Source organism: Leifsonia sp. Leaf336, from assembly GCF_001423695.1.
Taxonomy (GTDB): domain Bacteria; phylum Actinomycetota; class Actinomycetes; order Actinomycetales; family Microbacteriaceae; genus Leifsonia.
In genome coordinates this window covers 656595-682405 of record NZ_LMOZ01000001.1, presented here as the reverse complement: position 1 = coordinate 682405, position 25811 = coordinate 656595, and the positions used below count along the sequence as shown (strand labels likewise).

Sequence of the window (25811 nt, the reverse complement as noted above, 5' to 3'; positions counted from 1 at the left end):
GCCTTCAGGCCGCCGGCCGGCCGCCCTCCACCGCGTTCGCCGGCAGCACCAGCTCCACGATGGTGCCGAGTCCGATGACCGACCGTACGTCGACGTGACCGCCCACGGTCTCCACCCGGTCGCGCAGCCCCTCGAGCCCGCCTCCGGGCTCCACGCGCGCACCGCCGCGTCCGTCGTCCTTGACCGTCACCGTGACCTCGTCGCCCACGCGCGTGACCAGCACCGCGCAGTTGCGCGCCTCGGCGTGCTTGGCCGCGTTCGCCAGGCACTCGGAGACGCAGTAGTAGATCGTTTCCTCCACCACGTTCGGCAGCCGCTCGGCCAGCTCGACGTGCACCTCGACGGCGGTCCTGGTGCGCTGGGCCAGCTCCTCCAGCGCAGAGCGCAGATCGCCGTCGGTCAGCACGGTCGGGTGGATCCCGCGGGCGAGCTCCCGCAGTTCGCGCAGCGCATCGGCGAGCTGAGTCGAGGCGCCCTCGAGGTCGCCGACCAGCTCGTGCTCGCCGGCCGCGGCGGCCTTGGAGGTCGCGATCCGCAGGCTGATCGCGAGCGACACCAACTGCTGCTGCGAGCCGTCGTGGAGGTCGCGCTCCAGCCGTCGGCGCGCCAGGTAGCCCTCCTCCACGATCCGCAGCCGCGACTCCCGCAGCTCCTGGATGGTCTGCTCGAGGCGGGCGCGCAGCCGGTCGTTGTCGACCGACAGCAGCAGGGCGGACGAGACGGCGTCGAGCAGCCGGTCGTCCTGGGCGAGGGCCACGTCGTGCTCGATGAGCGCGATCGGGCCCTGGTCGGAGTCGATGACGAGCGTGGACCGGCCAGGACGGTCGATGCTCTCGCCGTCCGCCACCGCGTCGCCCCGGCTGGTGCGGTAGCCGCGGCGATGTTCGTCCCACCAGAAGACGCGCAGCGAACTGTCGTGCAGGGTGCGGGCGAGACTCGACTCCCACAGCCCGCGATCGACCTTGTCGCGCGCCACGATGACGAGGTCCGCGACACGTGAACGCAGCCCGCGCGCGTAGAACACGCCGCCCACGAAGGCCGGCGGGATGAGCGCGATGGCGACAGGGGGGATGAACTGGAGCCAGCCGCTGTTCCAGCCCAGCGCGAAGCTCAGTGAGTCCTGGAACGTGCCGTAGCACCAGAGCAGCAGCGCAAGCGGCATCACGAAAGCGACGCGGCGGGCGGGGAGCGTGCTGGTCATCCAGCGCACCGCGAGCCGGACGGCGACGGTCAGCAGGAGCACGACGCCGACGACGCGCCAAGCGACGCCGAGCCAGTAGTCCGCGTCCGGGCTCGCGACGAGCGCGTACGGGTTCGCCACGCACCCGCACTCGGCCGTGGTCGGCGACGAGACCAGCAGGATGCCGAGGAAGCGGACCAGGAAGGCGCCGGTCAGGGTCCACGCGACGATGCGGTCGAACCGAGAGGTCAGGCGACCGGACGGATAGGTGAGGACGAGGATGCCGACCAGCACCGCCCACAGATCGGTGACGCCCTCCACCAGCGGCCACAGCCAGGCGATGTCGCGGGTGACCGGATACCAGGCGCCCGCCGACCAGAAGAACGCGGCGCCGACCATCAGCCAGCCCGGGATCGGGCTGCGGATCGCTCTCCACGCGATCACTGCGCAGACCACGTAGTCGACGGCGACCGCGACGAACACGACGGCCCAGCCGATGCCCTGCGGCCGCGGGCCGTAGTCGTCGGTGATCGCGGTGACGACCTGGGCGAGCACGTTCGACGCGATCGTCACCGTGACGGCGAACGCCCGCAGCGAGAGTCGGGCGGCGTTCACGTCCTCAGCCGTCCCGGCCGAGGAAGCGCAGGACGGCGAGCACGCGCCGGTGGCCTTCCGTCGTGTCCTCGATGTCGAGCTTGTTCATGATGTGCCCGATGTGCGATTCGACGGTGCGCAGGCTGAGGTGCAGCGTCGAGGCGATCCCGGCGTTGGAGAGCCCCTCCGCCATGAGCCGCAGCACGTCGATCTCCCGGCTGGACAGCGACTCCACCGCGGCCTCGGACGACCGGGCGGAGACGAGGAGCTGGACGACCTCCGGGTCGACCACGGATCCACCGCCGGCCACGGTGCGCACGGCGTTGACGAGCGTGTCCCCGTCGGCGACGCGGTCTTTGAGAAGGTAGCCCGTGCCGCTCCCCGCGCTCATGGCCCGGATGGCGAACGAGGCGGTGGTGTACATCGAGAGCAGCAGCACGCCCACCGTGGAGCCGGCGGCACGCAGCGACTCCAGGGCGCGGAGGCCCTCGTCGGTGTGCGTCGGAGGCATCCGGATGTCGAGCACGACGGCGTCGATCGGGGCACCGCCGACGCCTGTGCCGTCGTCGAGGAGCTCCAGCAGCTGCTCCGCCGTGTCCACCGACGCGACGACATCCACCCCACCCGCGCGCAGGAGCTGCCCGATCCCCTCACGCAGCAGCACGGCGTCATCGGCGATCGCAACCCGGAGCGGGCGGGAATCCGAGTTCTCTCCCCCGACCACGGGCTTACATTAGCAGGCTGCGAATCGCCTCACCGCTCAGTTCTGCCTTGCTGATGAAACCGTCCGCCCCGCTGTCGCTCACGCGGGTGCCGTAGTCGCGCGACGACCGACTGGAGGTCAGCACCACGGCGGCCCCCGTCGCACGCATCGCCGCGACCAGATCGAACCCGTTGGCGTCGGGCAGCCCGACGTCCAGCAGCACCAGATCGGGCGCGAGGGCACGGCTCAACTCGACGCCGCGGGCGCCGGTCTCGGCGTCACCGACGACGGAGAAGCGCTCCAGCGTGAGGAGCTCGGCAGCCTGAGCACGGAACCGCGCGTGGTCGTCGACGATCACAACACGGAGGCACATGCTGACGATTCTCACCGGAGGAGGGGGTGGAGCGCATCCGTGCCAGCACGCACGGCCATTCGGGTGGTCCCCCGGATGTGGGACATGACCGGCCCGCGCGAACATATGAGACAACCTCACCAGTGCACCCGAACCCGAGGAGGATGCGATGCCCACCGCAACCCGAACCGCCGACCCGAACGGAGCAGCCGTCATGGCCTCCGAGGCGGTCGCGGTGGGCGTCCACGACCTCCCGCTGGTGGTCATCGACCTCGAGCGGGCGCGCCGCCAGTATCGCGCGCTGCGGGAGGACTTCCCATGGGTCGATGTGCACTACGACGTGAGCGCGCTCGCTCACCCCGCCCTGCTGGCAGCGATCGCCGACGCCGACGGCGGCTTCGAGGTGACGCACGACCAAGCGCTGCCCGCGCTGCTGCTCGCGGGCAGCGCCGGCCACCACGTCCTCCACGCCACCCCGGTCGCGCACCCGCACGAGGCCCGCGCGGCCTACGACGCGGGTGTGCGGCGCTTCGTCATCGACGGGACGCGAGCCCTGGAGGTGTTCGCCGGCGCGCCCGACGACCTGCGGGTCGTCCTCAAGCTTCAGCCCGCACTGGCCCCGCGGCCCGCACATCGCGCCGCCCGGGGCATGACGCCCGCCGGGATCGTCGCCGCCGCTCGTGCCGCGAGAGGCCTCGGCGTGCACGTCGCCGGTCTCTCCCTGACCCTGCCGCAGGACAGCAGTCCGGCGGAGTACGTGAGCGAGATCGTCCGTGCGATCGGCGTCGCGGCCGATGTGGAGGCCGCCACCGGTCAGCGGCTGCGCCTGCTCGATCTGGGCGACGGTTTCCCGGGCCGCGCCGACGGCCGCGCGTCGGAGCGGGCAGAGCTCGCGCGCGCCATCCGCGGCATCATCGCGCCGGCGACGTCGAGGATCGTCGTGACCGCCTCGGCCGGTCGTGCCGTCACGACCGGCTGCCTGACAATACTCGCGGGCGACGTGCGGAGCGACGTGGACCCGGCGGTCGCGAGTGCCTGCATCGACGCAGGTGCGGAGGTCGTCGTGCTCGACGACCAGAACTCCTCGCTCCTGAGGCGCCTGCCGCTGCTGCGCAACAGAGGCTCCTCCGAGCATCGGGTGCTGCGCAGAGCCGCGCGCACCTGACCACAGACCTGGCCGGACGGGCCGACAACTCAACCCAACCCAACCCCTGGCCCGTCCCGTCCACGGCGACAGGCCCCGGATCCTCTCCCCGAAGGGAGGGCCCGGGGCCTGTCGGTACCACGCGACGCTCGTTACACGAGCGAGTCGCGCCAGGCGGCGTGGAGCTGTGCGAACCGGCCGGTGCCGGCTATCAGCTGATCCGGCGAGCCGTCTTCGACGACCCGGCCGTGCTCCATGACGAGCACCCGGTCCGCGATCGCGACCGTCGAAAGACGGTGCGCGATGATCACCGCGGTGCGATCGGCCAGCAGCGTCTGCAGCGCCTCCTGCACCAGGCGCTCGCTCGGGATGTCGAGCGAGCTGGTCGCCTCGTCCAGGATGAGCACCGCCGGGTTCGCGAGGAAGGCCCGGGCGAACGAGATCAGCTGACGCTGACCGGCCGACACCCGGCCGCCGCGCTTGTTCACATCGGTGTCGTAGCCGTTCGGCAGACCGGTGATGAACTCGTGGGCGCCGACCGCCTTCGCGGCCTCCACCACCTCGTCCCTCGTCGCGTCCGGCTTGCCGAGCGCGATGTTGTCGGCGACGGACCCACTGAACAGGTACGCCTCCTGGGTGACCATGACGATCGCCCGGCGCAGGTCCTTCGGGTGCATGTCGCGCAGATCCACGTCGTCGAGCGTGACGGAGCCTTCGCTCGGGTCGTAGAACCGCGAGATCAGCTTCGCCAGCGTCGACTTGCCCGCACCGGTCGAGCCGACCAGCGCGATCGTCTGCCCCGCCGGGATGTCCAGGCAGAACTCCGGCAGGATGACGCGGTCGCGCTTGTAGGCGAAGGTCACGTCGTCGAAGCGCACGTGGCCCTCCGCCGTCCACAGGTCGACCGGCTTCACGGGGTCGGGAACGCTCGGCTCCTCCTCCAGCACACCCGAGATCTTCTCGAGCGCGGCCGCGGCCGACTGGTAGGAGTTGTAGAACATCGCCATCTCCTCCATCGGGTCGAAGAACCGGCGGGTGTAGAGCAGCGCGGCGAGCAGCACACCGATGGCGAGCTGGCCGTCTGCGACGCGGAAGCCGCCGACCAGCAGCACCACTCCCACGGTCACGTTGCCGATCATCACCAGACCGGGGTCGAAGATCCCGAACAGCTGGATGACCCGCGCGTTGACGTCGCGGTAGTCCTCGACGAGGCCGCCGAACTCCTTCTCGTTGCGCTTCTCCTTGCGGAACGCCTTGACCGCGCGGATGCCGGTCATGGTCTCCACGAACTGCACGATCAGCTTCGCCGACGCCACCCGCGAGATGCGGAACAGCTTCTGCGAGCGCTTCTGGAACCAGCGCGTGAGCACGTACAGAGGCACCAGCGAGCACAGCAGCACGACACCGCTCAGCCAATCGAGCCAGAACAGCGCGATGGCGATGAACAGCATGTACAGGAAGCCCTGCACCAGCTGGTTGATGCCGGAGTCGAGCAGCTCGCGGATCGAGTCCAGATCGCTCGTCTGCCGCGAGATGATGCGGCCCGATGTGTACGACTCGTGGAACTCGAGCGAGAGCTTCTGCGTGTGCAGGAAGACCCGCTTGCGCAGGTCGATCAGGATCGCCTGGCTGATGCGGGCGCTCAGCACCGTGTACCACGAGATGAGCACGGCCCCGATGATGCCCGTGAACAGGTAGGCGATACCGGCGGCTGCGACGGGAAGCCAGTTCTGCGACTGCAGAGCCGTGATCCCGTTGTCGATGCCGAACGCGATGATCGCCGGGCCCGCCACCTGACCGGCGGTGCTGACCACGACGACGATCGCGGTCAGCACCAGCCGCACGCGCAACGGGTGCAGCAACGAGCCGAGAAGACGCAGCGAGCGCCGGCGGATCTGCCGGCTCTCCTCTTTGCTGAGGTCGTTGCGCTCTTCGCCCTCGACGCCCAGTACGGTCGCGGTGCTCACAGGTTCACCTCCTGAAGGAACTCCTCGTCCTGTTCCTCTTCGAGCGAGGAGAGGACGAAACGGTAGTGCTCGTTGGTCGCGAGCAGGTCGTGGTGGGTGCCGACGGCCGTGATGCGGCCGTCCTCCAGCAGCGCCACCCGGTCGGCGAGCATGACCGTCGACGGACGGTGCGCGACGACCAGAGCGGTCGTGGAGGCGAGCACGCGGCGCAGGGCGGCCTCCACCAGCGCCTCGGTGTCGACGTCGAGCGCCGACAGCGGGTCGTCGAGCACCAGGATGCTCGGCGCCGCCGCCACCGCGCGCGCGAGGGCGAGACGCTGACGCTGTCCGCCGGAGAGGCTGAGCCCCTCCTCGCCCACCTTCGTGTCGAGGCCGTCCGGCAGCTCGTACGTGAAGCCGGCCTGGGCGATCTCGAGCGCCTCGGTGAGGACGCGGTCGGCCTCCGCCGATGCGGGGTCGAGCCCGTCGCGGCCGAGGAGCACGTTGTCGCGCACCGAGGCGGAGAACAGCGTGGCGTCCTCGAACGCCATCGCGATGGCCCTGCGGAGGTCGTACCTGGTCAGGTCGCGCACGTCGACGCCGTCGACGCGGACCGAGCCTCCCGTCACGTCGTACAGGCGTGTGGTCAGCGCGGTCAGCGTGGACTTGCCGCTGCCGGTGAGGCCCACGAGCGCCATCGTCTCCCCCGGCAGCACCGTGAGGTCGATGCCGTTCAGGAGGTCGGGGAAGCGCTCCGGCGAGTCCTGGTAGCGGAAGTGCACGTCGTCGAAGACGAGCTCGCCGCGGGGATCGGTGATCCGCTTCGGCTCGGCAGGGTCGGTGATCGCATTGGTCTCGTCCATGACCTCGAAGAAGCGGTCGGCCGCAGTGCGCGTGTCGAACGTCATCGAGAGCAGGAAGCCGATCGACTCGATCGGGAACCGCAGCACGGTGGCGGTCGCGAAGAACGCGACCAGCTCGCCGACCGACAGCTGGCCCTGCGCGGCCAGCCATACGCCGACCACCAGGCAGATGCCGAACGCGACGTCCGGGATCAGCAGCAGCCACAGCCAGAGACCGGCGACCGCCTTCGCCTTCTCGATCTCGGTGCCGCGCAGCTCCTCCGCCTGCGACTCGAACTTCTTCAGCGCGTGCTTGCCGCGCCCGAACGCCTTGAGCACGCGGATGCCGTGCACCGACTCCTCGACGGCGGTCGCGAGGTCGCCGGCCTGGTCCTGGCTGCGGCGGGCGACGACCGAGTACTTCTTCTCGAACGCGAACCCATAGATCCACAGCGGCACCGACAGCACGAGGAAGATCAGGCCGAGGATCCAGTTCCAGCCGATCAGGATGGCGAAACCGACGATGATGGTCACGACGTTGACGACGAGCAGTACGATGCCGAACGAGAGCCAGCGGCGGATCAGGCTGAGGTCGCTGACGGCGCGCGAGAGAAGCTGGCCGCTCGGCCAGCGGTCGTGGAACGCGACAGGGAGGTCCTGCAGCTTCTCGTAGAGCGCGTTGCGCATCCGCGCCTCGACGTGGGTGCCCGGAGTGAGCACGAACCAGCGGCGGAGCGAGATGAACACGGCCTCCGCAGCGCCGAGCCCCACGACGAGCAGCGCGGCCGGCCACACCGCGGAGGCGTCGCCGGTGGACAGCGGTCCGTCGACCAGCCAGCGCAGCACCTGCGGGATGAGCAGCGCGACCAGGCTCGCCAGCAGTGCGGCGACCATGCCGAGCAGGATCCGGGGCGCCGCCGACTTGGCGAACGGGAGGATTCGGAGAAGCGTGCGGAAGGTCCCGAGCCGCTTCTTGTCTTCTCTTTGGGGTGGGTGCTGATGGGTTTCAGCGATGGACATGAGTTCCGTCTTCTCTGTATGCGTTGCGTGAATTCGATTTCGTAGATGGGTCGGCTCCGACCCGGTGAGACGTGCTGAGAGGTCGCCGAAGAGTCGTTCGCCTGGGGCGCGACGAACCCGAGCCACGGATGCCCGGGTGGTGTGCCGGCGACGGTCAGCCGGAAGCGCGTACCTGCCTGGGACCTACCAGGCGGGGGCCGGCTCCGGGGACGCGATCGCGGCAGCGATGAGCCCGAACACGGTCACGGTTCGTGTCTTCTCAGTCGTTGTCATGGCGTCCTCCCAGGCCCGATGCGTCATCCGAATGCTGCGACAAGGCAGCCCTACAGAATATTCCCAGCATCGCTCAGAGCGCAAGAGCGAGTTCTGCGATCCGTGTCGCTCGTCGCGATCGGGGGCGCCCGCTAGGCTGCTGGGATGGTCTGGCGCTCGCTACCGTTCTGGTCGGTGATCGGGGCGTTCGCCGTCTTCGTCTCGCTGGTCGTCGGCATCTACGTGAGCGTGGGTGCTGCGTGGAACGCCGCCCGGTCGCTGTCGCATACCGCCCTCGAGCTCCGGGTGCAGGGAGACGGTTCGCGGACCGTCCAGGTCTACCTGCATCACGCGACCTGCGTCGTGCGGGCGGACCACCGCATCGTCGTGCGGAACCAACCGACCTCGCAGGCGCCGGCGCAGATCGTCGCGGACCTCCGCAACGGGGTCTTCAGCACCAACATCAGCACCGGAGACGGTGGCTCGTTCTTCTCCATGCAACGATTCCGGCTCGAAGGCGGCAGCGTCCACTTCGACGGGACGACCGGGGACTACGTCGACGTCTTCGGCGGGGGCGCTACGAAACGGGCGGAGCTGGCCGGCAGCATCCCGTGCACCGACGACACGTCAGGCGACTGACCCGCCTCGTCAGCGGATGCGGATCGAGAGGCAGGTGACGCAGCCCTCGAGCTTCTCGAACTCCGAGATGTCGACCTGTACGACCGTGTAGCCGAGGTCCTCCACCAGCGCCACGGAGCCGGGCGCCGACGACGACATCAGCACGGTCTCGTCGTCGAGCACGACGACGGCGGTGCCGTGGGCCTCCGGGACGGGCAGGAAGCGCTCGAAGATCCGCGGGTCGTCCACGATGGGCTCGTAGCCGATCACGGTGCCGTCGGGGAGCGCGGTGACCGCGGTCTTCAGGTGGAGGGCCTTGGTGACCGGCACCGCGACGACGGTGTAGCCGAGCGGCGCCACGAGCGAACGCAGCTGGCGGATGCCCTCGGCGTTGGTGCGGCCGCCACGGCCGACGTAGACCGTGTCGCCGACCTTGAGCACGTCGCCGCCGTCGAGGGTTCCCGGCTCCTCGATGCGCTCGAGCCGGAGGCCCTGGGCGCGCAGCGCGGCCTCGGTGCCCACGATCTCGGGGCGACGGGAGTCTGCACCGGGGCGCGCGATGACGGCGGTGTCGCCGAAGACGATCGCGGTGTCCTCCACGAACACGGAGTCGGCGAGCTTGTCGGCGCTGGCGACCTCCACCGTCTGCCAGCCGGCGGCCGAGAGGGCGGCGACGTAGTCGTCCCACTGCTTGTCGGCCAGCTCGTTGTCGATGGTCTCGCGGTCGATGTGGGTCACCAGGCCGTCGGCCAGGTTCGCGGCCGGGATGCGGACGAGGGCGATCTTGCGGGCGGTCGCGCCGCCCTGCGCCTCGATCGTGCGGAACACGGCGAAACCGGCCGTCGGGAAGGCGACGGCGACGGCGAGCCAGAACGGCAGGTTGACGCCGATGAACGACAGGGCGAGCTGACCCCACACCGCCGCGGTCAGCGTGACGTTCAACGTCGAGAACAGCACGAGCATGCCGATCGCGGTGCTCACGAGGGCCACGAGGATGCCGGCGATGACGGCGACCCAGCGGCGCTCGTACGCGCCCAGCAGTGCGGCGATCGCCGCAAGGACGAAGGCGGCGAGCGCGTTCCAGCTGACGTACTGGGCGACGCTCCCGAGCGCCTGCGAGTTGAGCTGGTTGGCCACCAGCAGAACGAACGCGGCCGCGACGAGACCGATGGCGGCCACCGCGACGGCGGACACGAGGGAGGCGACGAGCCGACGGGCCCACGAGGAAGTCATGGGACCCAAGCCTATCCGACCGGTTCCTATGGGAATGCTGGCACCGGCAGGCGTCCCACCGCCGCCCGCGGGGGTCCCGCGGCGGGACGCCTGGCCGGATCAGGCGTGCGCGGGTTCGCGGAGGCGGGCCATCGCGATCTCGTCGGCGGCCTCCAGCGTCGTGATGCCGCGCTCGGCGGCGACGTCGAAGACGCGGGCGACGGTGTCGCCGATCGCCTCGACGCGCTCGCGGGTGGCCTCGGCGGAGGGAGTCTGCTCGTTCATCATCGAGAGGAAGATCACACCGCCGGCGTTCACGACGAAGTCGGGGGCCCAGAGGATGCCGCGGGCGGCGAGCCGCTCGGCGCCCGCCCGCTCGGCGAGCTGGTTGTTGGCCGGGCCGACGACCGCCTTCACGCGCAGCTCGTCGATGACCGCGTCGGTGAGCACGCCGCCGACGCCCGCGGGCACGAACAGGTCGCCCTCCACACGGTGCGCGTCGCCGGGCTCGACCCAGGCGGCGCCGATCGCGTCGGCGAGCGCCCGCTTGGCGGGGTTGACGTCGGTGACAGTGAGTACGGCGCCCTCGCTGGCGAGGCGCATGGCGATGATCGAGCCGACGTGCCCGAGGCCGAGCACGGTCACCCGGCGGCCGGCGACGTCGCGGGTTCCGGTGGCGCGCTCCAGCGTCGCGAGCAGCCCGGCGTAGACGCCTGCCGCGGTCGCGTCGCTCGGCTCGCCGACGCCGCCTTCTGCCGGCGGGAGGCCGCACACGTTGACGGTGCGGGTGGCGACGACCGACATGTCCTCGGCGCTCGTGCCGACGTCCTCCGCGGTCATGTAGCTGCCGCCGAGGCTCTCGACCGCGTCGCCCAGGTCGAGCATGACCTCGTAGCGCTCGGTCGGGGTGAGCTGGTGGCCCCGCGGCAGGTAGACGACAGCCTTGCCGCCGCCGCGGTTGAGGCCTGCCGCCGCGTTCTTGTAGGTCATGCCCTCCGCCAGGCGGAGCGAGTCGGCGACGGCCTCCTGCCACGAGTCGTAGTTCCACACGCGGCAGCCGCCGAGCGCCGGGCCGAGGACGGTGGAGTGCACCGCGATGCTGATGGTGAGGCCGCTCCGCCTCCCCTTCACAACGTGCAGTGTTTCGTGCGGAAGGTCTGCGGGCAGGACGGACATCGGTGTCTCCTCGTGGGATCGCGGTGAATGCTGAGGGTCTTGTGGACCGTCGTCTATTCTCCGCGACCCCGCGAGGGGATGCAACGCAGCGCCCGGATGAGCAGGCGGCTCAGTGGAAGAAGTGGCGCTCTCCGGTGAAGTACATCGTGACGCCCGCGGCCTTCGCGGCCGCGATGACGTCCTCATCGCGGATGGAGCCTCCCGGCTGCACGATCGCGGAGACGCCGGCGGCGATGAGGATCTCAGGGCCGTCGGCGAACGGGAAGAACGCGTCGGAGGCCGCGACCGATCCCGCCGCGCGCTCCCCCGCGCGGCTGACCGCCAGGTTGCACGAGTCGACCCGGTTCACCTGGCCCATGCCGACGCCGACGGACGCGCCGCCCTTGGCGAGCAGGATCGCGTTGGACTTGACCGCGCGGCACGCCTTCCAGGCGAACTCGAGGTCGGCGCGGGTGGCCGCGTCGGCCTCCTCGCCCGAGACGAGCGTCCAGCCGCTGGAGTCGAACTCGTCGAACCGGTCGCTGTCTTGCACGAGCACGCCGCCGGAGATCTGGCGGAACTCGGTCGTGGCGCGCGCGTAGTCCTCCGGCAGCTGCAGAATGCGGAGGTTCTTCTTCGTCTGCAGCAGCTCCAACGCCTCCGGCTCGAAGCCCGGCGCGATGAGGACCTCGGTGAAGATGCCCTTGACCGTCTCGGCCATCGCGAGCGTCACCGTGCGGTTCGCCGCGATGACGCCGCCGTACGCCGACACCGGGTCGCACTCGTGCGCCTTGCGGTGCGCGTCGGCGATGTCGTCGGCGACCGCGATGCCGCACGGGTTGGCGTGCTTGATGATCGCGACGGCCGGCTCGGCGAAGTCGTAGGCGCTGCGGAGGGCGGCGTCGGCGTCCACGTAGTTGTTGTACGACATCTCCTTGCCGCCGAGCTGGGTCGCCTGCGCGATGCCTCGCCCGGCCGGGTCGGCATAGAGCGCGGCGGCCTGGTGCGAGTTCTCGCCGTAGCGGAGGGTCTGCTTCAGTTCGGCCCGCACCTCGAAGCGCTCGGCGAAGTCGTCCGTCGACGGCGCCTCCCCCGCGAACCACGCGGCGACGGCTCCGTCGTAGGAGGCGGTGTGGGCGAACGCCTTCGCGGCGAGCGCGCGGCGCTGGTCGAAGGTGGTGCCGCCGGCGGCGATCGCGGCCGCGACCTCCGCATAGTCGTCTGGCGAGACGACGATGGCGACGTTGGCATGGTTCTTCGCCGACGCGCGCACCATGGCCGGCCCTCCGATGTCGATCTGCTCGACGACGTCGTTGCCGACCGCGCCGGACGCGACCGTCTCGACGAACGGGTAGAGGTTGACGACGACGAGCTCGAACGGCTCGATCCCGAGGTCTTTCAGCTGCTCCTCGTGGGAGGCCAGCCGCAGGTCGGCGAGCAGGCCGGAGTGGATGGCCGGGTGCAGCGTCTTGACCCGCCCGTCGAGCGACTCCGGGAAGCCCGTCACCGACGCGACGTCGGTCACCGCGTGCCCGGCGTCGCGGATGGTCTGCGCGGTGGACCCCGTCGACACGATCTCGACTCCGGCCTCCGCCAGTGTCGCTGCGAGTTCGAGGAGGCCCGTCTTGTCGCTGACCGAGATCAGCGCGCGGCGGATCGGGACGACGTCCCGTTCGCGGTAGAGGCTGGCGTCGTGACGGGGTCCGCTCATACTCGGGAGAGCTCCTTGAGGTCGATGTGTCCGTTGGCGATGTCGAGGACGGCGTCGATCAGGAGGCGCCGCTCCACGGGTTTGATGCGTTCGTGCAGGCTGGCCTCGGTGTCGCCCGGCACGATCGGGACGCGCTCCTGGCTGATGACCGGCCCGGCATCGACGCCGTCGTCGACCACGATGAGGCTGGCGCCGGTCTGGGTGGCGCCGGCGGCCAGGGCGTCGCGGACGCCGTGCGCGCCGGGGAACTCCGGCAGATAGGCGGGGTGCGTGTTGATGAGGTTGGGCGAGAACGCCTGCACGACGCGCGGCGGCACCAGGCGCATGAAACCGGACAGGATGACGAGGTCGGGCTCCCAGAGCCGGATCTGCTCGAGCAGGGCGTCGCCCCACTCCTCGCGGCTGTCGTACGACGTGAACGGCACCGTGAACGACGGGATGCCGAACTCCTCGGCGTGATCGAACCCGTCGGCCTCCCGGTCGGCGCCGACCGCGACCACCCTGGCAGGGAACTCGGCGTCGGACGCCGCCTCGAGCAGAGCGCGCAGATTCGAGCCACCGCCGGAGATCAGCACGACAATCGAGAGCACGCGACAAGCCTACCCATATGGGCGTGTCGCCTCAGACCAGCCGCAGCCCCCAGCGCGACGGGGCGATCGTGTAGAGCTGACGGTAGAGCGCGGTCCCCACCAGCACGCCGAGCGCGATCGAGACGATGGAGCCGAGCACGTTCGGGATACTGCCGGCGTCGAAGTCCACACCCGTCGCCGTCTGCGTCAGGCGGATCAGCCCCGTCGCACCCGGCACGAGCAGCCAGAACGCGGGGAGGAAGCAGACGACGGCCGGCGGCGCCCCGCGCACTGATTGGACGAGGTACGCGAGCACCGTGAGCGCGAATGCACCGAAGAAGCCGCTGAAGACGTTGCCCATGATCAGCGCCCCAACGAGCTGACCTCCGTAGGCGACCAGCAGCACGAGCGTGAGGAAGTAGAGCGAGCGCCTCGGCCCGCAGTAGTAGAGGAAGATGCCGACGGAGAACAGCAGGACGCCCAGCCACGGCTGGAACGCGCCGAGCGGCGGCTGGGTCGACAGCAGCGCCGTGGAGGCGGGAACGCCGGTGATCGTCATGGCGGCGAGGATCCCGATGGCGAGGAAGCCCAGCTGGGCGATGCCGGAGACCAGACGACTGGAGCCCGCGACCATGTCGCCCGCCGCCAGCTCCTGGATCCCGGTGGTCAGCACGGCGCCGGGCAGCAGCGTGACGAGCGGAGGGACGAGCACCTGCAGCGGCTCGTCGATCAGCACGGTGCGTCCGAGCAGGAAGACGATCAGCGACAGCGCGAACGCGGTGGCGACGGGCAGCAGGATCGCGGCGTAGGTTCCTGGGCGCACGAACAGCTTCGCAGCACCGACCAGCATCCCGAGCGCGAAGGCGTAGAGCATGCTCGTCGTCTCGGCACCGAGGAGTACGAGCGCGACGCCCGCCGAGGCGAAGCCGTGGCCGATGATCCGCACCAGCCGGTTGAAACGCGGCCGGGCGTCGGCGATCGCCTGGAGCGCCTCGATGCCCTCGACCGCGGTGATCGTGCCCGCAAGCGCGCGGTCGACCACGGCATAGACGTGGGCGGCGCGGTCGAAACGCACCTCGCCGCCGGAGGCCTCCGCGACGTCGAAGCGCGTCTGCGCCTCACCCGGCAGCCCGACGAAGATCAGGGTGGGGAACACGATCAGCGTCGCCCGGGGCGACCCGAGCGCGGTCGCGACGCGCTTGAGCGTCCCCTGGATGTCGCGCGACGCGGTTCCGATCGCGAGGAGCGCGCTGCCCAGCCGTACGAGGAACTCCTGCAGCTGCGCGGAGGGGCTCTCGACGAGCTGCTCGACCTCGGTCGACCTGCGTCGGAGGGTGAACCTCGGCAGGTGGAGTCGCGGCCGTGGCGCTCTCATCGTCGGGCGCGACCTCCGGCCATCAGCCCGATGATCGCCGCGACGGCGACCTCCACCGCCGCGAAGGCGCCGACCAGCCACGGGTTCGGGCCGACGTCGTGCAGGCGACCGGGGCCGAGGGCTCCCGACGACCACCAGGCGAGGAGGCCGAGTTGGATGCCCGCCACCACGCCGATCCCCGCCGCCGTGAGCAGCAGGGCGAGGACGCCGTCCACCTGCGTCTTCCTCGTGGCGCGCAGTAGAGCGGCGGCGAGGAAGCCTGCGAGCAGCGGCACGAGCACGCCGACGAGACCGAAGGTGTAGCCGTGGGCCGGGATGACGCCGAAGAGCGGCACACCCGGCAGCGGCCCGAGCGCGGTGCCGATCGCGCTCACGGCTGAGCCGGTCCCGATCGCGAAGCCCGGGCCGACGAGCCACGACATGAGCCAGATCACCAGGTTGGGCAGGAACGCCAGCTGCGCGATCGTGAGGGCCACGCCGCCCGCGACGCCCGTCTGCAGCTGCTCGTAGAGGCTGATGATCGCGCCGTAGTTGCCGAAGATCAGCAGCGCGAGGATGAGCGCGGAGAGCCCGACGACGATGGCCGTCGCCGCGCTGCCGGCCCGGACCGCGCCGAGCACACCGGCGCGAACCGGCACCGGCAGTGCGCCCACCCGGGCGCGCACGGCGAGAGCGACAGGAGCAGCGCCTCCGTGCGATTCGGTGGAGGTGCCGTCGGGGCGGTCGGCGGCTCTGTCGACGGCTCTGTCGCCCGCCCTGTCAGCCGCTCTGTCGCCCGCTCGGGAGGACGTCCGCGCCTCCCTCTCCCGGAGAGTCGCGAACGCGAAACCGATCCCGATGCCCAGGGCGTACACGAACGGCGGCAGCACCACGCCCTGCCACACCGACGGCGTCACCACCGCGCTTCCCGCGGTCAGCGTCACCAGCACGGACACCACGAGGAACACGGCGAGCGCCGAGAGTGCGCCAGCGCTGCGGAACGGCGTCTCCGCGGCGCGCAGACCGGTGCGGACACCGAGGCCGGCGGTGAGGGCCGCGAACCCCAGAAGTGCGATCGTCACCTGGAACGGAGCCGCGGCTGTGGGCAGCCCGAGCGACCCGACGGTCTGCGGATCGAGCGCCACCGTCAGGTTGACGCCGTGCCCCACCAGCCAGATGTCGGCAGCAGCCTTCCAGACGACGGCGAAATCCCCGGTCAGGTGGTATTGCGCCGCCCAGAGAACCGTGAGCGGGACCACGCAGATACCGATGCCGACCGCCGCGACGATGGCCGCCTCCAGCGCGGCGAGCAGGGCGACGGTTGTGCGATTCATGACCGGATGGAGCCTACCGGTCGCGGGGGCGCCTGCCGGGTCGACACTTCGGAGCCCCGGCGACTCCGGAGGCTTCGCACCGACTCCGCCGGGGCGATGTCGTCACCGGCGCGCTCACGACACGGTCATCACAGGCGTGTCGTCGTCGGCGTTCTCCGGGAGGGTGATCACCGGTCGCTGCACGAGCTCCAGAATCGCGATCACCACGGCGGCGATCACCAGGGTCCAGATGATCAGCGCCGGAGTGAGCGGGCGCACGAAGAGCACGACGGCGGCTGCGATCACGGCGACGGCACTGCGGAGCAGCACCCGCTGGGCGTAGATCCACTCGCCCACCCGGCCGGTCGTGATGCCGTGACGTTCCGCGGCCTCCCGCACCCACGTGACACCGGAGCCGAAGAAACCACGGAGACGTCGAGGGACTCCGAAGGGTCCCGCGTACCAGGCGACGACCGCAACGACGATCGCGAGGACCAGCACGGCGACGCCGGTGTCCTTCATCGCTGTCGAGACGGTGGTGTACAGCGTCGTCGCGACTCCGGCAGGGACCAAGGACGGGGAGGCCGAGGCGATGAAGACGATCTGACCGATGCTGATCCCCGCGACCACCACGATCATCGCGACCCCCAGAGCGCAGGCCGCGCCGATCAGGGCCAGCGAACGGCGACGGGCGACGATCACGCCCAGCGCAAGGAGGCCGAGCGAGACCCAGGGCAGCCAGGCCCCCGCGACGATGGCCAGGTTGTAGAACACCTGAAGCGTCGGGATCGACGAGTTCTGCGCCACCGTGATCGTCTTGTCGATCGTCGGGATCTGCGACGCGAATGAGAGACCCTGGTCTTCGAGAAGCTGTTTGACCCGGTCGATGATCGGACCGAGCTGGACGCCGACGGAGCCGTCCGCGCCGACCGCGATCGCCGCCTTCGGGTCGCCCTGCATCGTCGCGACCAGCTGGGTATGGCTCGCGCGGAGGGCATCCTGCCAGACCTGTGCGAACGCGTCGGAGGACACGAACCGGCCGACCGTGGTCTGGATCAACGACACGATGCCCTGCGCGAGCGGCGCTTTGAGCGCCTCCAACGCCTTCGTGGCCACGGGACCGGTGCCGAGGCCGGTGATGCCGTCGATCACCTGGGAGGTGAGTCGCGGGATGTCGACGTGCTCCTGGATGACCTTGACCGCCTCGTCGGTCACGTACGCCTGCACTCCCGGGTCGTCCGCGAGCGGCGCGTAGGTGGCGACGAACGTGTCGGTGTCCGTCAGCTGTACTTTCGCCCAGGAGGCGACGACAGCGACAGGCGCGAGGATCGCGCCGATCACGATGAGGACGACGGCCAGCAGCGTCCAGCCCCAGCCGCGCTTGTGCTTCGGTTCGACGACGACCGCGGTCTCGGGGAGCGGTTCGGTCCCGTTCTCGTCGAGCCGGCTCCTCAGCGCGGTGTTCTCGGCTTCGAGCGCAGCGACCCGCCGGGCGAGCTCGGCATTCGTCATCTTGGGCATCGGCGCATCCCCCTCCGGGCGGTGATGGCTCACTGTAACGCCGGCGCAGGTGGCGCGGGCAGGCCCGGAAACGAGGCGGTGGACGAATGGCGAAGGGCCGGACCCCGTGGAGGAGTCCGGCCCTGCGCGACCATCGGGAGCCGTGGATTACAGCGCGGCGTACACCTCGCGGAGCAGTTCGGCGGTCTCGGACGGGGTCTTGCCGACCTTCACGCCCGCGGCCTCCAGCGCCTCCTTCTTGGCCTGCGCCGTGCCGGCCGAGCCGGAGACGATCGCGCCCGCGTGGCCCATGGTCTTGCCCTCGGGCGCGGTGAAGCCGGCCACGTAGCCGACGACCGGCTTGGTGACGTTGGCCTTGATGAAGTCCGCAGCACGCTCCTCGGCGTCACCGCCGATCTCGCCGATCATGACGATCGCCTTGGTCTCGGGGTCGGCCTCGAAGGCGGCGAGCGCGTCGATGTGCGTGGTTCCGATGATCGGGTCGCCGCCGATGCCGATGGCGGTCGAGAAGCCCAGGTCGCGCAGCTCGTACATCATCTGGTAGGTCAGGGTGCCCGACTTGGAGACCAGTCCGATCGGGCCCTTGCCGGTGATCGTGGCCGGGGTGATCCCGACGAGGGACTCACCGGGCGTGATGATGCCGGGGCAGTTCGGACCGATGATGCGGGTCTTGTTGCCCTTCTCCTTGGCGTAAGCCCACGCCTCGGCGGAGTCTTGCACCGGGATGCCCTCGGTGATGACCACCAGGAGCGGGATCTCGGCGTCGATCGCCTCCACCATGGCGTCCTTCGCGAACGCCGGCGGCACGAAGATGATCGACACATCGGCGCCGGTCTTCTCGATCGCCTCGACGACGGTGCCGAACACCGGGAGCTCGACGTCGCCGTGCGTCACCGTGGTGCCGGCCTTGCGGGCGTTCACTCCGCCGACGACCTGCGTGCCGGCCTTCAGCATCAGCGCGGTGTGCTTGGTGCCCTCGCCGCCGGTGATGCCCTGGACGATGACCTTGGAGTCCTTGTTGAGGAAGATAGACATTCTCTGATTCGTCCTTGCTTACTTCGAGGCCAGCTCGGCGGCCTTGTCGGCGCCTTCGTCCATGGTGAGTGCGAGGGTCACCAGCGGGTGGTTCGCCTCGGTGAGGATGCGGCGGCCCTCTTCGACCTTGTTGCCGTCGAGACGCACGACCAGCGGCTTGTTCGCCTCGTCGCCGAGGATCTCCAGCGCCTTGACGATGCCGTTCGCGACCGCGTCGCAGGCGGTGATGCCGCCGAAGACGTTGACGAAGACGCTCTTGACCTGCGGGTCGTTCAGGATGACGTCGAGACCGGCCGCCATGACCTCGGCCGACGCGCCGCCGCCGATGTCGAGGAAGTTCGCCGGCTTGACGCCCTTGTGCTTCTCGCCCGCGTAGGAGACGACGTCGAGCGTGGACATGACCAGACCCGCGCCGTTGCCGATGATGCCGACCTGGCCGTCGAGCTTGACGTAGTTGAGGTCGGCCTTCTTGGCCTTGGCCTCCAGCGGGTCCGCGGCGTCCGCGTCCTCGAGGGCCTCGTGGTCGGGGTGACGGAACCCGGCGTTCTCGTCGAGCGTGACCTTGCCGTCGAGCGCGATGATGTCGCCCTCCTCGGTGAGGACGAGCGGGTTGACCTCGACGAGCGTGGCGTCCTCGCCGGTGTAGACCTCGTAGAGCTTCACGAAGACGTCGGCGACCTTGTCCACCAGCTCGTCGGGGAAGCCGGCCGCCTTGGCGATCTCGACGGCCTTGGCGGCGTCGAGGCCGCCGCGCGGGTCGACCTCGATGCGGGCGAGCGCCTCCGGCTTCTCGACCGCGAGCTGTTCGATCTCCATGCCGCCCTCGACGCTGGTCAGCGACAGGTAGGAGCGGTTGGCCCGGTCGAGCAGCACCGAGAAGTAGAACTCGCGGGCGATACGGGCGCCGCCGGCGACCATGACCCGACGCACGACGTGCCCCTTGATGTCCAGGCCGAGAATGGCCTTCGCGGCCGCCTCCGCGTCGTCCGGCGTCTTGGCGACCTTGACGCCGCCCGCCTTGCCACGGCCTCCGACCTTGACCTGCGCCTTGACGACGGTGACGCCGCCCAGCTTCTCGGCGGCCGCGCGGACCTCCTCCGGAGTGTCGGCGACGATGCCCGGAAGGACCGGGACGCCGTACTTCTCAAACAGGTCTCTGGCCTGGTACTCGAATAGATCCACGGTTATCCAATCCGCTGATGCCCGGCGCGCTCGTGACGCTCCGGCTGATATCTCCTGGGCGGTCCGGCGGGAGAATAGCTCGACGCCGAGATAAATTCGCCAGTGAGAACTTTAGCGCGTTCGACTGAACAGCCCGAATCGGTTTGTCCTCCACAACAGAACGCGCAGGCGAGTACTCCACTGATCCCGTCGTGACCGGCGCGCATCGGGTCCGCGACGGCGAGCGTGGAGGGCATGACACATCGCATATCGACCTTCGTGACCGCCTTCGCACTCGCCGGCCTCGCCGTCTTCCTCGGCATCCTGCAGGCCCTCGTCGTCGCGCCCGAAGCCCGAGCGCTCACAGGCGCCGGACACGGACCGGGCTACCTGTCGAGCGACGGCTGGTGGCTCGGCACGTACCGCATGGACGACGGGGAGCAGGGATTCTGCCTCAACGCCGGAAAACCGAGCCCGACCGGCCACGGTCTCGACTACGCCGAGGCCGCAGCGCTCGGGTGGTACACGCCGCCGCAGGCCGCCTCGCTCGCGTACATCTCGCGCACCTGGGCCGGCACCGGCGATCAGCTGACCGCAGCGGCCGGCCAGATCGCCACCTGGCTCGTCGCCGGCCTGAACGGGCACACCCCCGAGGAGGTCGCGTCGCGCGCGGGAGCCGACGCCGCACGCGTCCTCGCCCGCGCGTACGAGATGGTGGATGAAGCCGCTCGACTGGGATCCAACGCGGTTCGGGCGGATGCCGTCGTCGAGCTGGCCGAGACCGGGCCGGGCCGGCTGCGCGTCGAACTCACCGTCGAGCGTCCGTCGGGCCCCGAACTCGTCGCCCCCGGAACCCATCTGGCCCGGGTGACGCTCGACGGAGCCGTCTTCAGCGACGGCACCACGACCGCGGAGGTCCCGACCGGCACCGACATCGAGATCACACCGACGGGCGTCGATACCAGCGTGACGGTGACGGCGCGCGCGGAACTCTCCGCACTCCCGTACGGGGACCGGATGCTGGTCGCGGTGCCGCACGACGATGCGCAGTCCGTGCTCATCGCCGTGTTCGCCACTGCAGAGGCGCGAGCGGAGGCCACAGCCACGGGGCCGTCCCCCCTTCCGTTCCAGCCGCTGGTCGCGACGGTGACCAGCGCTCCCGAAGCGGTGCCCGGCGCCCTCATCCACGACCGCCTCACCGTGAGCGTCGACACGACGGACGGACTGCTGCCGTCCTGGGGCGTGCGTGCGACCGACGATGGTTTCGAGCCGGTGGAGGCGGTCGTCGAGAGCACTCTCCACGGTCCGTTCGGCGACCCGATCGTGCAATCCGACACGATCCCGGAGGGCTCCCCGGTGGTGTGCGTCGTCGAGACGGCCGTGAACGGCACGGGCGAGTACGACACTCCGGAGTGCACGCTGCCCGCCGCGGGGCACTACGTCTGGACGGAACGTATCGATCCCACTTCGATGGACCCGGACGCGGGCGGAGAGCGGATCCGCCCCTGGCAGTCGGACTTCGGCATCGCCTCGGAGATGACCATGGCCTCGGCACCGGCCGAGGTCGCACCCGCGCAACTCGCGGCGACCGGAGGTAGCGTCGAGGCCGGCCCCGCGGCGTTCGCAGCGACTCTGGTCGGGCTCGGGATCGTGTCGGCGCTGATCGCTCGCTCCACCCGCCGAGGAGCGCACCGCGCCGACCGTCGAGGCGTACGACGATGATCGCAGCCGCGCGGTCGGGCCTGTCGGGTGGATCATGGGGGCATGGCCGTCCCACCAGCGCGGCATTCCGATCTCCGGTCGATCGCCGGCGAGGCGCTCTCCCTCGCCGGCGCCGGCCGGGCGTTGCTGCTGCAGATCGCCCACCCGGCAATCGGACGCGGCGTGGCCGAGCACAGCGACTTCGCCTCCCGGCTCATGGACAGGTTCCACGCGACCATGACCTTCGTCTACGCCTCTGTGTACGGGTCGCCCGAGGCGTTCGACCGGGTCCGCCGACAGGTCGACCGTGCCCACCGACCGGTGCGGGCCTCCCGAAGCGGCGATCTCCCCGCTTACAACGCATTCGCTCCCGAGCTGCAGCTCTGGGTCTCCTCGACGCTCTACGCGACCATGATCGAGCTGAACGAGCGTGTCTACGGCCCGCTCGCCGACGCGTCGCGCGAACAGGTGTACCAGGACTTCCAACGGCTCGGGCTGAACCTCCAGCTGAGACAGGAGGCCTGGCCGAGCGACGTCGCAGGGTTCCAGAAATACTGGGACGAGATGCTCCCGCAGTTGGTCGTGACCAGTACGACGCGCGCGCTCGCCGAGCAGATCCTCCGTCCGAACGGCATGCCGGTCGTGCTCCGGGGCGTCCTTCCGGCGAGCCGGCTCGTCACAACCGGGTTACTGCCCGCCTGCGTCCGGGAGCAGTTCGGGTTGCCGTGGGACCCGGCTGTCGAGAGGCGGTTCGAGCGGCGCATGAGCTGGGCCGCGGCAGTCTATCCGCGTCTGCCCGCCGCGCTCCGGCATCGGCCGCGGGACATGTATCTGCGTCGGCTGGAGCGGCGTTCTTAGCCGGGGAGGCGACGAGACCGTTCGATCATGCGAGCGATCAGCACCAGCGCGATTCCTACGCCGGCGCCCAGAACGGTCTCGATGATCCGGTCCATGACCAGTGTCCCGAGTGGGGCCGGCGCCGCGAGGTGGGAGACGGCGAGCGCCATCGGCGTGATGAAGAGAAGGGCGTAGCCGTAGTGGCGCCCGACCAGCATCTCGGCGAAGAACTGGCACACGACGATCACGAGGATCACGACGACAGGCGGAGGAGACCAGAACAGGACGGCCGCGGCCACACCGACGCCGCCGATCGTGCCGAGAATCCGGTGGAGCGAGCGCGAGATCGAGTGCGCCGCCCGCGCCGGCGGGATGACCGCGACGAGACTCACCACCGCCCAGTACGCGTGGCCCAGCCCGAGCGACAGCGCCACTCCTCCCGCGATCAGGACTCCGACGACGTTCTGCGCCGCCGTGAGCCAGACGCGCCCGTCGCGGAACACGGTCGTGTCGATGCCAGGGCGACGGTGGAGCTTCTTGAGGAGCACCGCGCCGGTCGTGGCAGCACGATCGCCCGCCCAGCGTCGCACCGCCCAACCGGACAGGGTGAGCACCCACGAGAACGCGGCGACGGCGGCCGCCAGCCCGATGCGCGGGAGGGCGTCCTGTGCGGTCGTCGGCACGGCCGCACACACGAGGAGCGCGAACACGAAGAACAGCGGCTGGGTCGGCAGGAGCTGGAACGCGGTCGCGAGCAGCGTGCCGGCGACGACGATGAGCACGAGCAGAACGGTCACGAGCCACAGCGGCTCGCCCGCGACGGCGACGAGCACTCCGAGGGAGATGCTCACCAGCATCGCCACCGCCGCGATCGACACGCTGCGCAACCGCAGCCTGTACGGCTCATTGCGGCCGTACAGCGCCGTGAACGCCCCGAACGTCGCGTACGCGGCGAGCTCCAGGCGTCCGACGGCCAAGAGGATGAGCAGTGGCACCGCGACCGCCGCGGCCGCACGGAAGCCGACCTCGACACTCATCGTGGCGAGCCGCTCCCTCACAGCTTGTCGATCGGCGCGATCTTGATGAGGAGCTTCTTCGCCCCTACTTTCTCGAACTGCACGTGCGCGACGCGCTTCGCTCCCTCGCCGGTCACGTTCGTGACCCTCCCCTCGCCGAAGTCCGCGTGACGGATACGGTCGCCGGGGGCCAGCTCGAGGTCGCCGTTATCGCGCACCTTCCCGGTCACCCGGTTCGGCCACTCGGCCTTCGGGCGCTCGGCAGGCGCGCTGCCACCCACGGGATAACTCTCGTTCCAACGGCCGGCGGTGCCACCGCCGAGACCCGGCCGGCGCGCGTTGAGGGCGCGCGACTGCGAGCCGCCCCGGCCGTTGGCGGCGCCGGGAGACTGCTTCCAATCGATCAGATCGGCAGGGATCTCCTGGAGGTAGCGGCTGGGCATCGCGACGGCCGTCTCTCCGAACTGCGCACGCGTCATCGCCAGCGACAGGAAGAGCCGCTTCTTCGCGCGGGTGATGCCGACGTAGAACAGCCGCCGCTCCTCGGCGGGGCCTCCCGGCTCGTTCGCCGACATCCGGTGCGGGAGGAGGTCCTCCTCGATGCCGGTGAGGAACACCGCGTCGTACTCGAGACCCTTAGCCGTGTGGAGGGTCATCAGCGACACCGAGCCGCTCGAGTCGTCGATCTCGTCGGCCGCCGCGACGAGCGACACCTCGGTGAGGAAGTCCACGAGCGTGCCGTCCGGGTTGTTCCGCGCGAACTCGCGGGTCACCGCGACGAGCTCGTCGACGTTCTCAGCGCGCGCCTCGTCTTGAGGGTCGCGACTGTTGCGGAGCACCTCGAGATAGCCGCTGCTGTCGAGCAGGAAGGTGAGGACATCGGCCACGGGCGAGACGCCGGCCGGGTTGGCGGGGTCGATCTTCGCCGCCGCCTCGTCGAGCATCGTGGAGAGCTGGAGGATGGCTCCGGTGACCTTGGGGCCGAGCCCGAGCGAGCCGGCATCGCGCATCGCGTCGCGGAAGGTGAACCCGTTGTCCTCCGCATAGCTCGCCAGCTGGGTCTCGGTGGCCGGCCCGATGCCCCGCTTCGGAGTGTTGAGGATGCGGCGCAGCGCGAGGGTGTCGTCGGGGTTGGCGACCGTGATCAGGTACGCCATGGCGTCCTTGATCTCGGCACGCTCGTAGAACTTGGTGCCGCCCATCACCTTGTACGGCAGGGCCGACCGGATGAAGATCTCCTCCAGCGCGCGGGTCTGAGCGTTGGTGCGGTAGAACACGGCGATGTCTTTGTAGTCCATGCCGGCAGCGTGGAGCTTCTCGATCTCGTCGGCGACGAACTGCGCCTCGTCGTGGCCCGAGTATCCGGTGTAGCCGACGATCTTGTCGCCATCCCCGACCGCGGTCCACAGTTTCTTGTCTTTGCGGTCGAAGTTGTTGGCGATCACGGCGTTGGCGGCGCTCAGGATGTTCTGCGTCGAACGGTAGTTCTGCTCCAGCAGCACCACCTTGGCGCCGGGGAAGTCGCGCTCGAACTCGACGATGTTGCGGATGTCCGCTCCGCGGAACGCGTAGATCGACTGATCGGAGTCGCCGACGACCGTGAGCGAGGCGCCCGGGATGGCGCCGACGACATCGCGCAGCTTGCTGACGTTGCGGCCGTGCTGCTCCATCTCCTCCGCGATGTCGGGTGCGACCGGCATCGTCAGCTCGCGGATGAGGGAGTACTGGGCGTGGTTGGTGTCCTGGTATTCGTCGACCAGGATGTGCCGGAATCGCGTCTGATACAGCGCCGCCACCTTGGGGAAGGCCCGGAACAGGAACACCGTCTCGGCGATGAGGTCGTCGAAGTCGAACGCGTTCGCACGCCGGAGGGCGCGCGTGTACTGCCGGAAGATCTCGAGGAACATCACCTCCTGCGGGTCGCTCAGGTTGGCCGAGCGCGCGAACGTCTCGATGTCGGTGAGCTCGTTCTTGAGCTTGGAGATGCGACCCGCCGTGCCCGCCACGGTGAAGCCCAGGGTGTCGGCGTCGAGCTCCTTGATGATCCGCTTGAGCAGGGCTCGTGTGTCGCCCGAGTCGTAGATCGTGAAGCTCTGGGTCTTGCCGATCGTCTCGGCCTCGCGACGGAGGATGCGCACGCACGCCGAGTGGAACGTCGAGATCCACATTCCCTGCGCGCGACCTCCCAGGAGCTGCTCGACCCGCTCGCGCATCTCGTTGGCGGCTTTGTTGGTGAACGTGATCGCAAGGATCTCGCTCGGCCACGCCTCGCGGCTCTCGATGAGACCGGCGATACGTCGGGTGAGCACGCTCGTCTTGCCCGACCCCGCACCCGCCACGATGAGCAGGGCCGCACCCCGGTACTCCGCAGCCTCGCGCTGCTGGGGGTTGAGCCCCGCGAACAGCCGGTCGGACGGCCCGCGGCCGCTGCGGCTGCCCGCTCCGCCGGTCGCCGAGCCGCCACCGGACCGCTCGTCGCCCTCCCAGCCGTCGAGGATGATCGGCACGGAGGAGGGTGCGGCGGAGGTGGGAGGTGGGGCGTCGGGAAGGCTCGTCATGTCTCCAGCCATTTTAG

At 70.0% G+C, this 25811-nt stretch carries 20 protein-coding genes; 4 read left to right on the top strand and 16 right to left on the bottom strand.

Going from position 1 to position 25811, the window contains the following annotated elements; genetic code table 11:
* Positions 1-4 precede the first annotated feature (4 nt).
* Genes ASF88_RS03285 through ASF88_RS03275 form a run of 3 tightly spaced genes read right to left on the bottom strand, consistent with a single transcriptional unit; the run spans position 5 to position 2850 of the window.
* The gene (locus ASF88_RS03285) at positions 5-1795 is read right to left on the bottom strand and encodes an ATP-binding protein (protein ID WP_082518724.1); all 1791 of its coding nucleotides are present in this window, start codon (positions 1793-1795) and stop codon (positions 5-7) included.
* Positions 1796-1799: 4 nt separating this feature from the next.
* Complete coding sequence (locus ASF88_RS03280) at positions 1800-2498, bottom strand: LuxR C-terminal-related transcriptional regulator (protein WP_082518723.1); 699 nt, start codon at positions 2496-2498, stop codon at positions 1800-1802.
* A 4-nt stretch (positions 2499-2502) separates the two neighbouring features.
* A complete protein-coding gene (locus ASF88_RS03275; protein ID WP_055916613.1) occupies positions 2503-2850 on the bottom strand; it encodes a response regulator in 348 nt (115 codons plus the stop codon).
* A gap of 148 nt (positions 2851-2998) precedes the next feature.
* Between ASF88_RS03275 and ASF88_RS03270 the strand changes: the two genes are divergently transcribed.
* Entirely contained in the window at positions 2999-3994 is a 996-nt protein-coding gene (locus ASF88_RS03270) for a hypothetical protein (RefSeq protein ID WP_055914153.1), read from the top strand.
* Between the two features lie 131 nt (positions 3995-4125).
* Here the strand turns inward: ASF88_RS03270 and ASF88_RS03265 are convergent, their stop codons facing one another.
* Together ASF88_RS03265 and ASF88_RS03260 are read right to left on the bottom strand one after the other, a co-directional pair.
* A complete protein-coding gene (locus tag ASF88_RS03265; protein WP_055914151.1) occupies positions 4126-5940 on the bottom strand; it encodes an ABC transporter ATP-binding protein in 1815 nt (604 codons plus the stop codon).
* Positions 5937-7781 carry an ABC transporter ATP-binding protein gene (locus tag ASF88_RS03260; protein WP_055914149.1) on the bottom strand — a complete coding sequence of 615 codons (1845 nt, stop codon included), beginning with the start codon at positions 7779-7781 and terminating at the stop codon, positions 5937-5939. Before ASF88_RS03260 ends, ASF88_RS03265 begins: the two co-directional genes overlap by 4 nt.
* Positions 7782-8198: 417 nt before the next feature.
* Between ASF88_RS03260 and ASF88_RS03255 the strand changes: the two genes are divergently transcribed.
* Positions 8199-8672, top strand: coding sequence for a hypothetical protein (locus ASF88_RS03255; RefSeq protein ID WP_055914146.1), 474 nt, complete (start codon positions 8199-8201; stop codon positions 8670-8672).
* Positions 8673-8681: 9 nt separating this feature from the next.
* Here ASF88_RS03255 and ddaH read toward each other — a convergent pair whose 3' ends face one another.
* From ddaH to sucC, 9 genes are all read right to left on the bottom strand, one after another.
* Positions 8682-9884, bottom strand: a complete 1203-nt coding sequence (gene ddaH, locus ASF88_RS03250) for a dimethylargininase (protein WP_055914143.1) — start codon at positions 9882-9884, stop codon at positions 8682-8684.
* Between the two features lie 99 nt (positions 9885-9983).
* Entirely contained in the window at positions 9984-11039 is a 1056-nt protein-coding gene (locus ASF88_RS03245; RefSeq protein WP_055914140.1) for a Glu/Leu/Phe/Val dehydrogenase family protein, read from the bottom strand.
* A 109-nt stretch (positions 11040-11148) separates the two neighbouring features.
* The gene (gene purH, locus ASF88_RS03240; protein ID WP_055914138.1) at positions 11149-12729 is read right to left on the bottom strand and encodes a bifunctional phosphoribosylaminoimidazolecarboxamide formyltransferase/IMP cyclohydrolase; all 1581 of its coding nucleotides are present in this window, start codon (positions 12727-12729) and stop codon (positions 11149-11151) included.
* Positions 12726-13319 carry a phosphoribosylglycinamide formyltransferase gene (purN, locus tag ASF88_RS03235; protein WP_055914135.1) on the bottom strand — a complete coding sequence of 198 codons (594 nt, stop codon included), beginning with the start codon at positions 13317-13319 and terminating at the stop codon, positions 12726-12728. Before purN ends, purH begins: the two co-directional genes overlap by 4 nt.
* Positions 13320-13350: 31 nt before the next feature.
* Complete coding sequence (locus ASF88_RS03230) at positions 13351-14673, bottom strand: threonine/serine ThrE exporter family protein (RefSeq protein ID WP_082518722.1); 1323 nt, start codon at positions 14671-14673, stop codon at positions 13351-13353.
* Positions 14670-15986, bottom strand: a complete 1317-nt coding sequence (locus ASF88_RS03225; protein ID WP_055914133.1) for a cell division protein PerM — start codon at positions 15984-15986, stop codon at positions 14670-14672. Before ASF88_RS03225 ends, ASF88_RS03230 begins: the two co-directional genes overlap by 4 nt.
* Before the next feature lie 114 nt (positions 15987-16100).
* Positions 16101-17486 (bottom strand): hypothetical protein, encoded by a 1386-nt coding sequence (locus ASF88_RS03220; protein WP_055914130.1) that lies wholly within the window; start codon positions 17484-17486, stop codon positions 16101-16103.
* Between the two features lie 147 nt (positions 17487-17633).
* Positions 17634-18521, bottom strand: coding sequence for a succinate--CoA ligase subunit alpha (gene sucD, locus ASF88_RS03215; protein ID WP_055914127.1), 888 nt, complete (start codon positions 18519-18521; stop codon positions 17634-17636).
* 18 nt (positions 18522-18539) lie between these two features.
* Positions 18540-19703, bottom strand: coding sequence for an ADP-forming succinate--CoA ligase subunit beta (gene sucC / locus ASF88_RS03210; protein ID WP_055914124.1), 1164 nt, complete (start codon positions 19701-19703; stop codon positions 18540-18542).
* Positions 19704-19937: 234 nt separating this feature from the next.
* Between sucC and ASF88_RS03205 the strand changes: the two genes are divergently transcribed.
* Together ASF88_RS03205 and ASF88_RS03200 are read left to right on the top strand one after the other, a co-directional pair.
* Positions 19938-21404 carry a hypothetical protein gene (locus tag ASF88_RS03205; protein WP_055914121.1) on the top strand — a complete coding sequence of 489 codons (1467 nt, stop codon included), beginning with the start codon at positions 19938-19940 and terminating at the stop codon, positions 21402-21404.
* 42 nt (positions 21405-21446) lie between these two features.
* The gene (locus ASF88_RS03200; RefSeq protein ID WP_055914118.1) at positions 21447-22241 is read left to right on the top strand and encodes an oxygenase MpaB family protein; all 795 of its coding nucleotides are present in this window, start codon (positions 21447-21449) and stop codon (positions 22239-22241) included.
* Here ASF88_RS03200 and ASF88_RS03195 read toward each other — a convergent pair.
* Entirely contained in the window at positions 22238-23257 is a 1020-nt protein-coding gene (locus tag ASF88_RS03195) for an FUSC family protein (RefSeq protein ID WP_055916608.1), read from the bottom strand. The genes ASF88_RS03200 and ASF88_RS03195 overlap by 4 nt on opposite strands.
* A gap of 17 nt (positions 23258-23274) precedes the next feature.
* On the bottom strand, positions 23275-25794 hold the full coding sequence (locus ASF88_RS03190) for an ATP-dependent helicase (protein WP_055914115.1): 2520 nt from the start codon (positions 25792-25794) through the stop codon (positions 23275-23277).
* Between the last annotated feature and the right edge of the window lie 17 nt (positions 25795-25811).

Coding starts and splice junctions, on each gene's coding strand:
- ASF88_RS03275 (WP_055916613.1), bottom strand. CDS start 2,850: ATGTGCCTCCGTGTTGTGATCGTCGACGACCACGCGCGGTTCCGTGCT.
- ASF88_RS03270 (WP_055914153.1), top strand. CDS start 2,999: ATGCCCACCGCAACCCGAACCGCCGACCCGAACGGAGCAGCCGTCATG.
- ASF88_RS03260 (WP_055914149.1), bottom strand. CDS start 7,781: ATGTCCATCGCTGAAACCCATCAGCACCCACCCCAAAGAGAAGACAAG.
- ASF88_RS03255 (WP_055914146.1), top strand. CDS start 8,199: ATGGTCTGGCGCTCGCTACCGTTCTGGTCGGTGATCGGGGCGTTCGCC.
- ddaH (WP_055914143.1), bottom strand. CDS start 9,884: ATGACTTCCTCGTGGGCCCGTCGGCTCGTCGCCTCCCTCGTGTCCGCC.
- ASF88_RS03245 (WP_055914140.1), bottom strand. CDS start 11,039: ATGTCCGTCCTGCCCGCAGACCTTCCGCACGAAACACTGCACGTTGTG.
- purH (WP_055914138.1), bottom strand. CDS start 12,729: ATGAGCGGACCCCGTCACGACGCCAGCCTCTACCGCGAACGGGACGTC.
- ASF88_RS03230 (WP_082518722.1), bottom strand. CDS start 14,673: ATGAGAGCGCCACGGCCGCGACTCCACCTGCCGAGGTTCACCCTCCGA.
- ASF88_RS03225 (WP_055914133.1), bottom strand. CDS start 15,986: ATGAATCGCACAACCGTCGCCCTGCTCGCCGCGCTGGAGGCGGCCATC.
- ASF88_RS03220 (WP_055914130.1), bottom strand. CDS start 17,486: ATGCCCAAGATGACGAATGCCGAGCTCGCCCGGCGGGTCGCTGCGCTC.
- sucD (WP_055914127.1), bottom strand. CDS start 18,521: ATGTCTATCTTCCTCAACAAGGACTCCAAGGTCATCGTCCAGGGCATC.
- ASF88_RS03205 (WP_055914121.1), top strand. CDS start 19,938: ATGACACATCGCATATCGACCTTCGTGACCGCCTTCGCACTCGCCGGC.
- ASF88_RS03200 (WP_055914118.1), top strand. CDS start 21,447: ATGGCCGTCCCACCAGCGCGGCATTCCGATCTCCGGTCGATCGCCGGC.
- ASF88_RS03195 (WP_055916608.1), bottom strand. CDS start 23,257: ATGAGTGTCGAGGTCGGCTTCCGTGCGGCCGCGGCGGTCGCGGTGCCA.
- ASF88_RS03190 (WP_055914115.1), bottom strand. CDS start 25,794: ATGACGAGCCTTCCCGACGCCCCACCTCCCACCTCCGCCGCACCCTCC.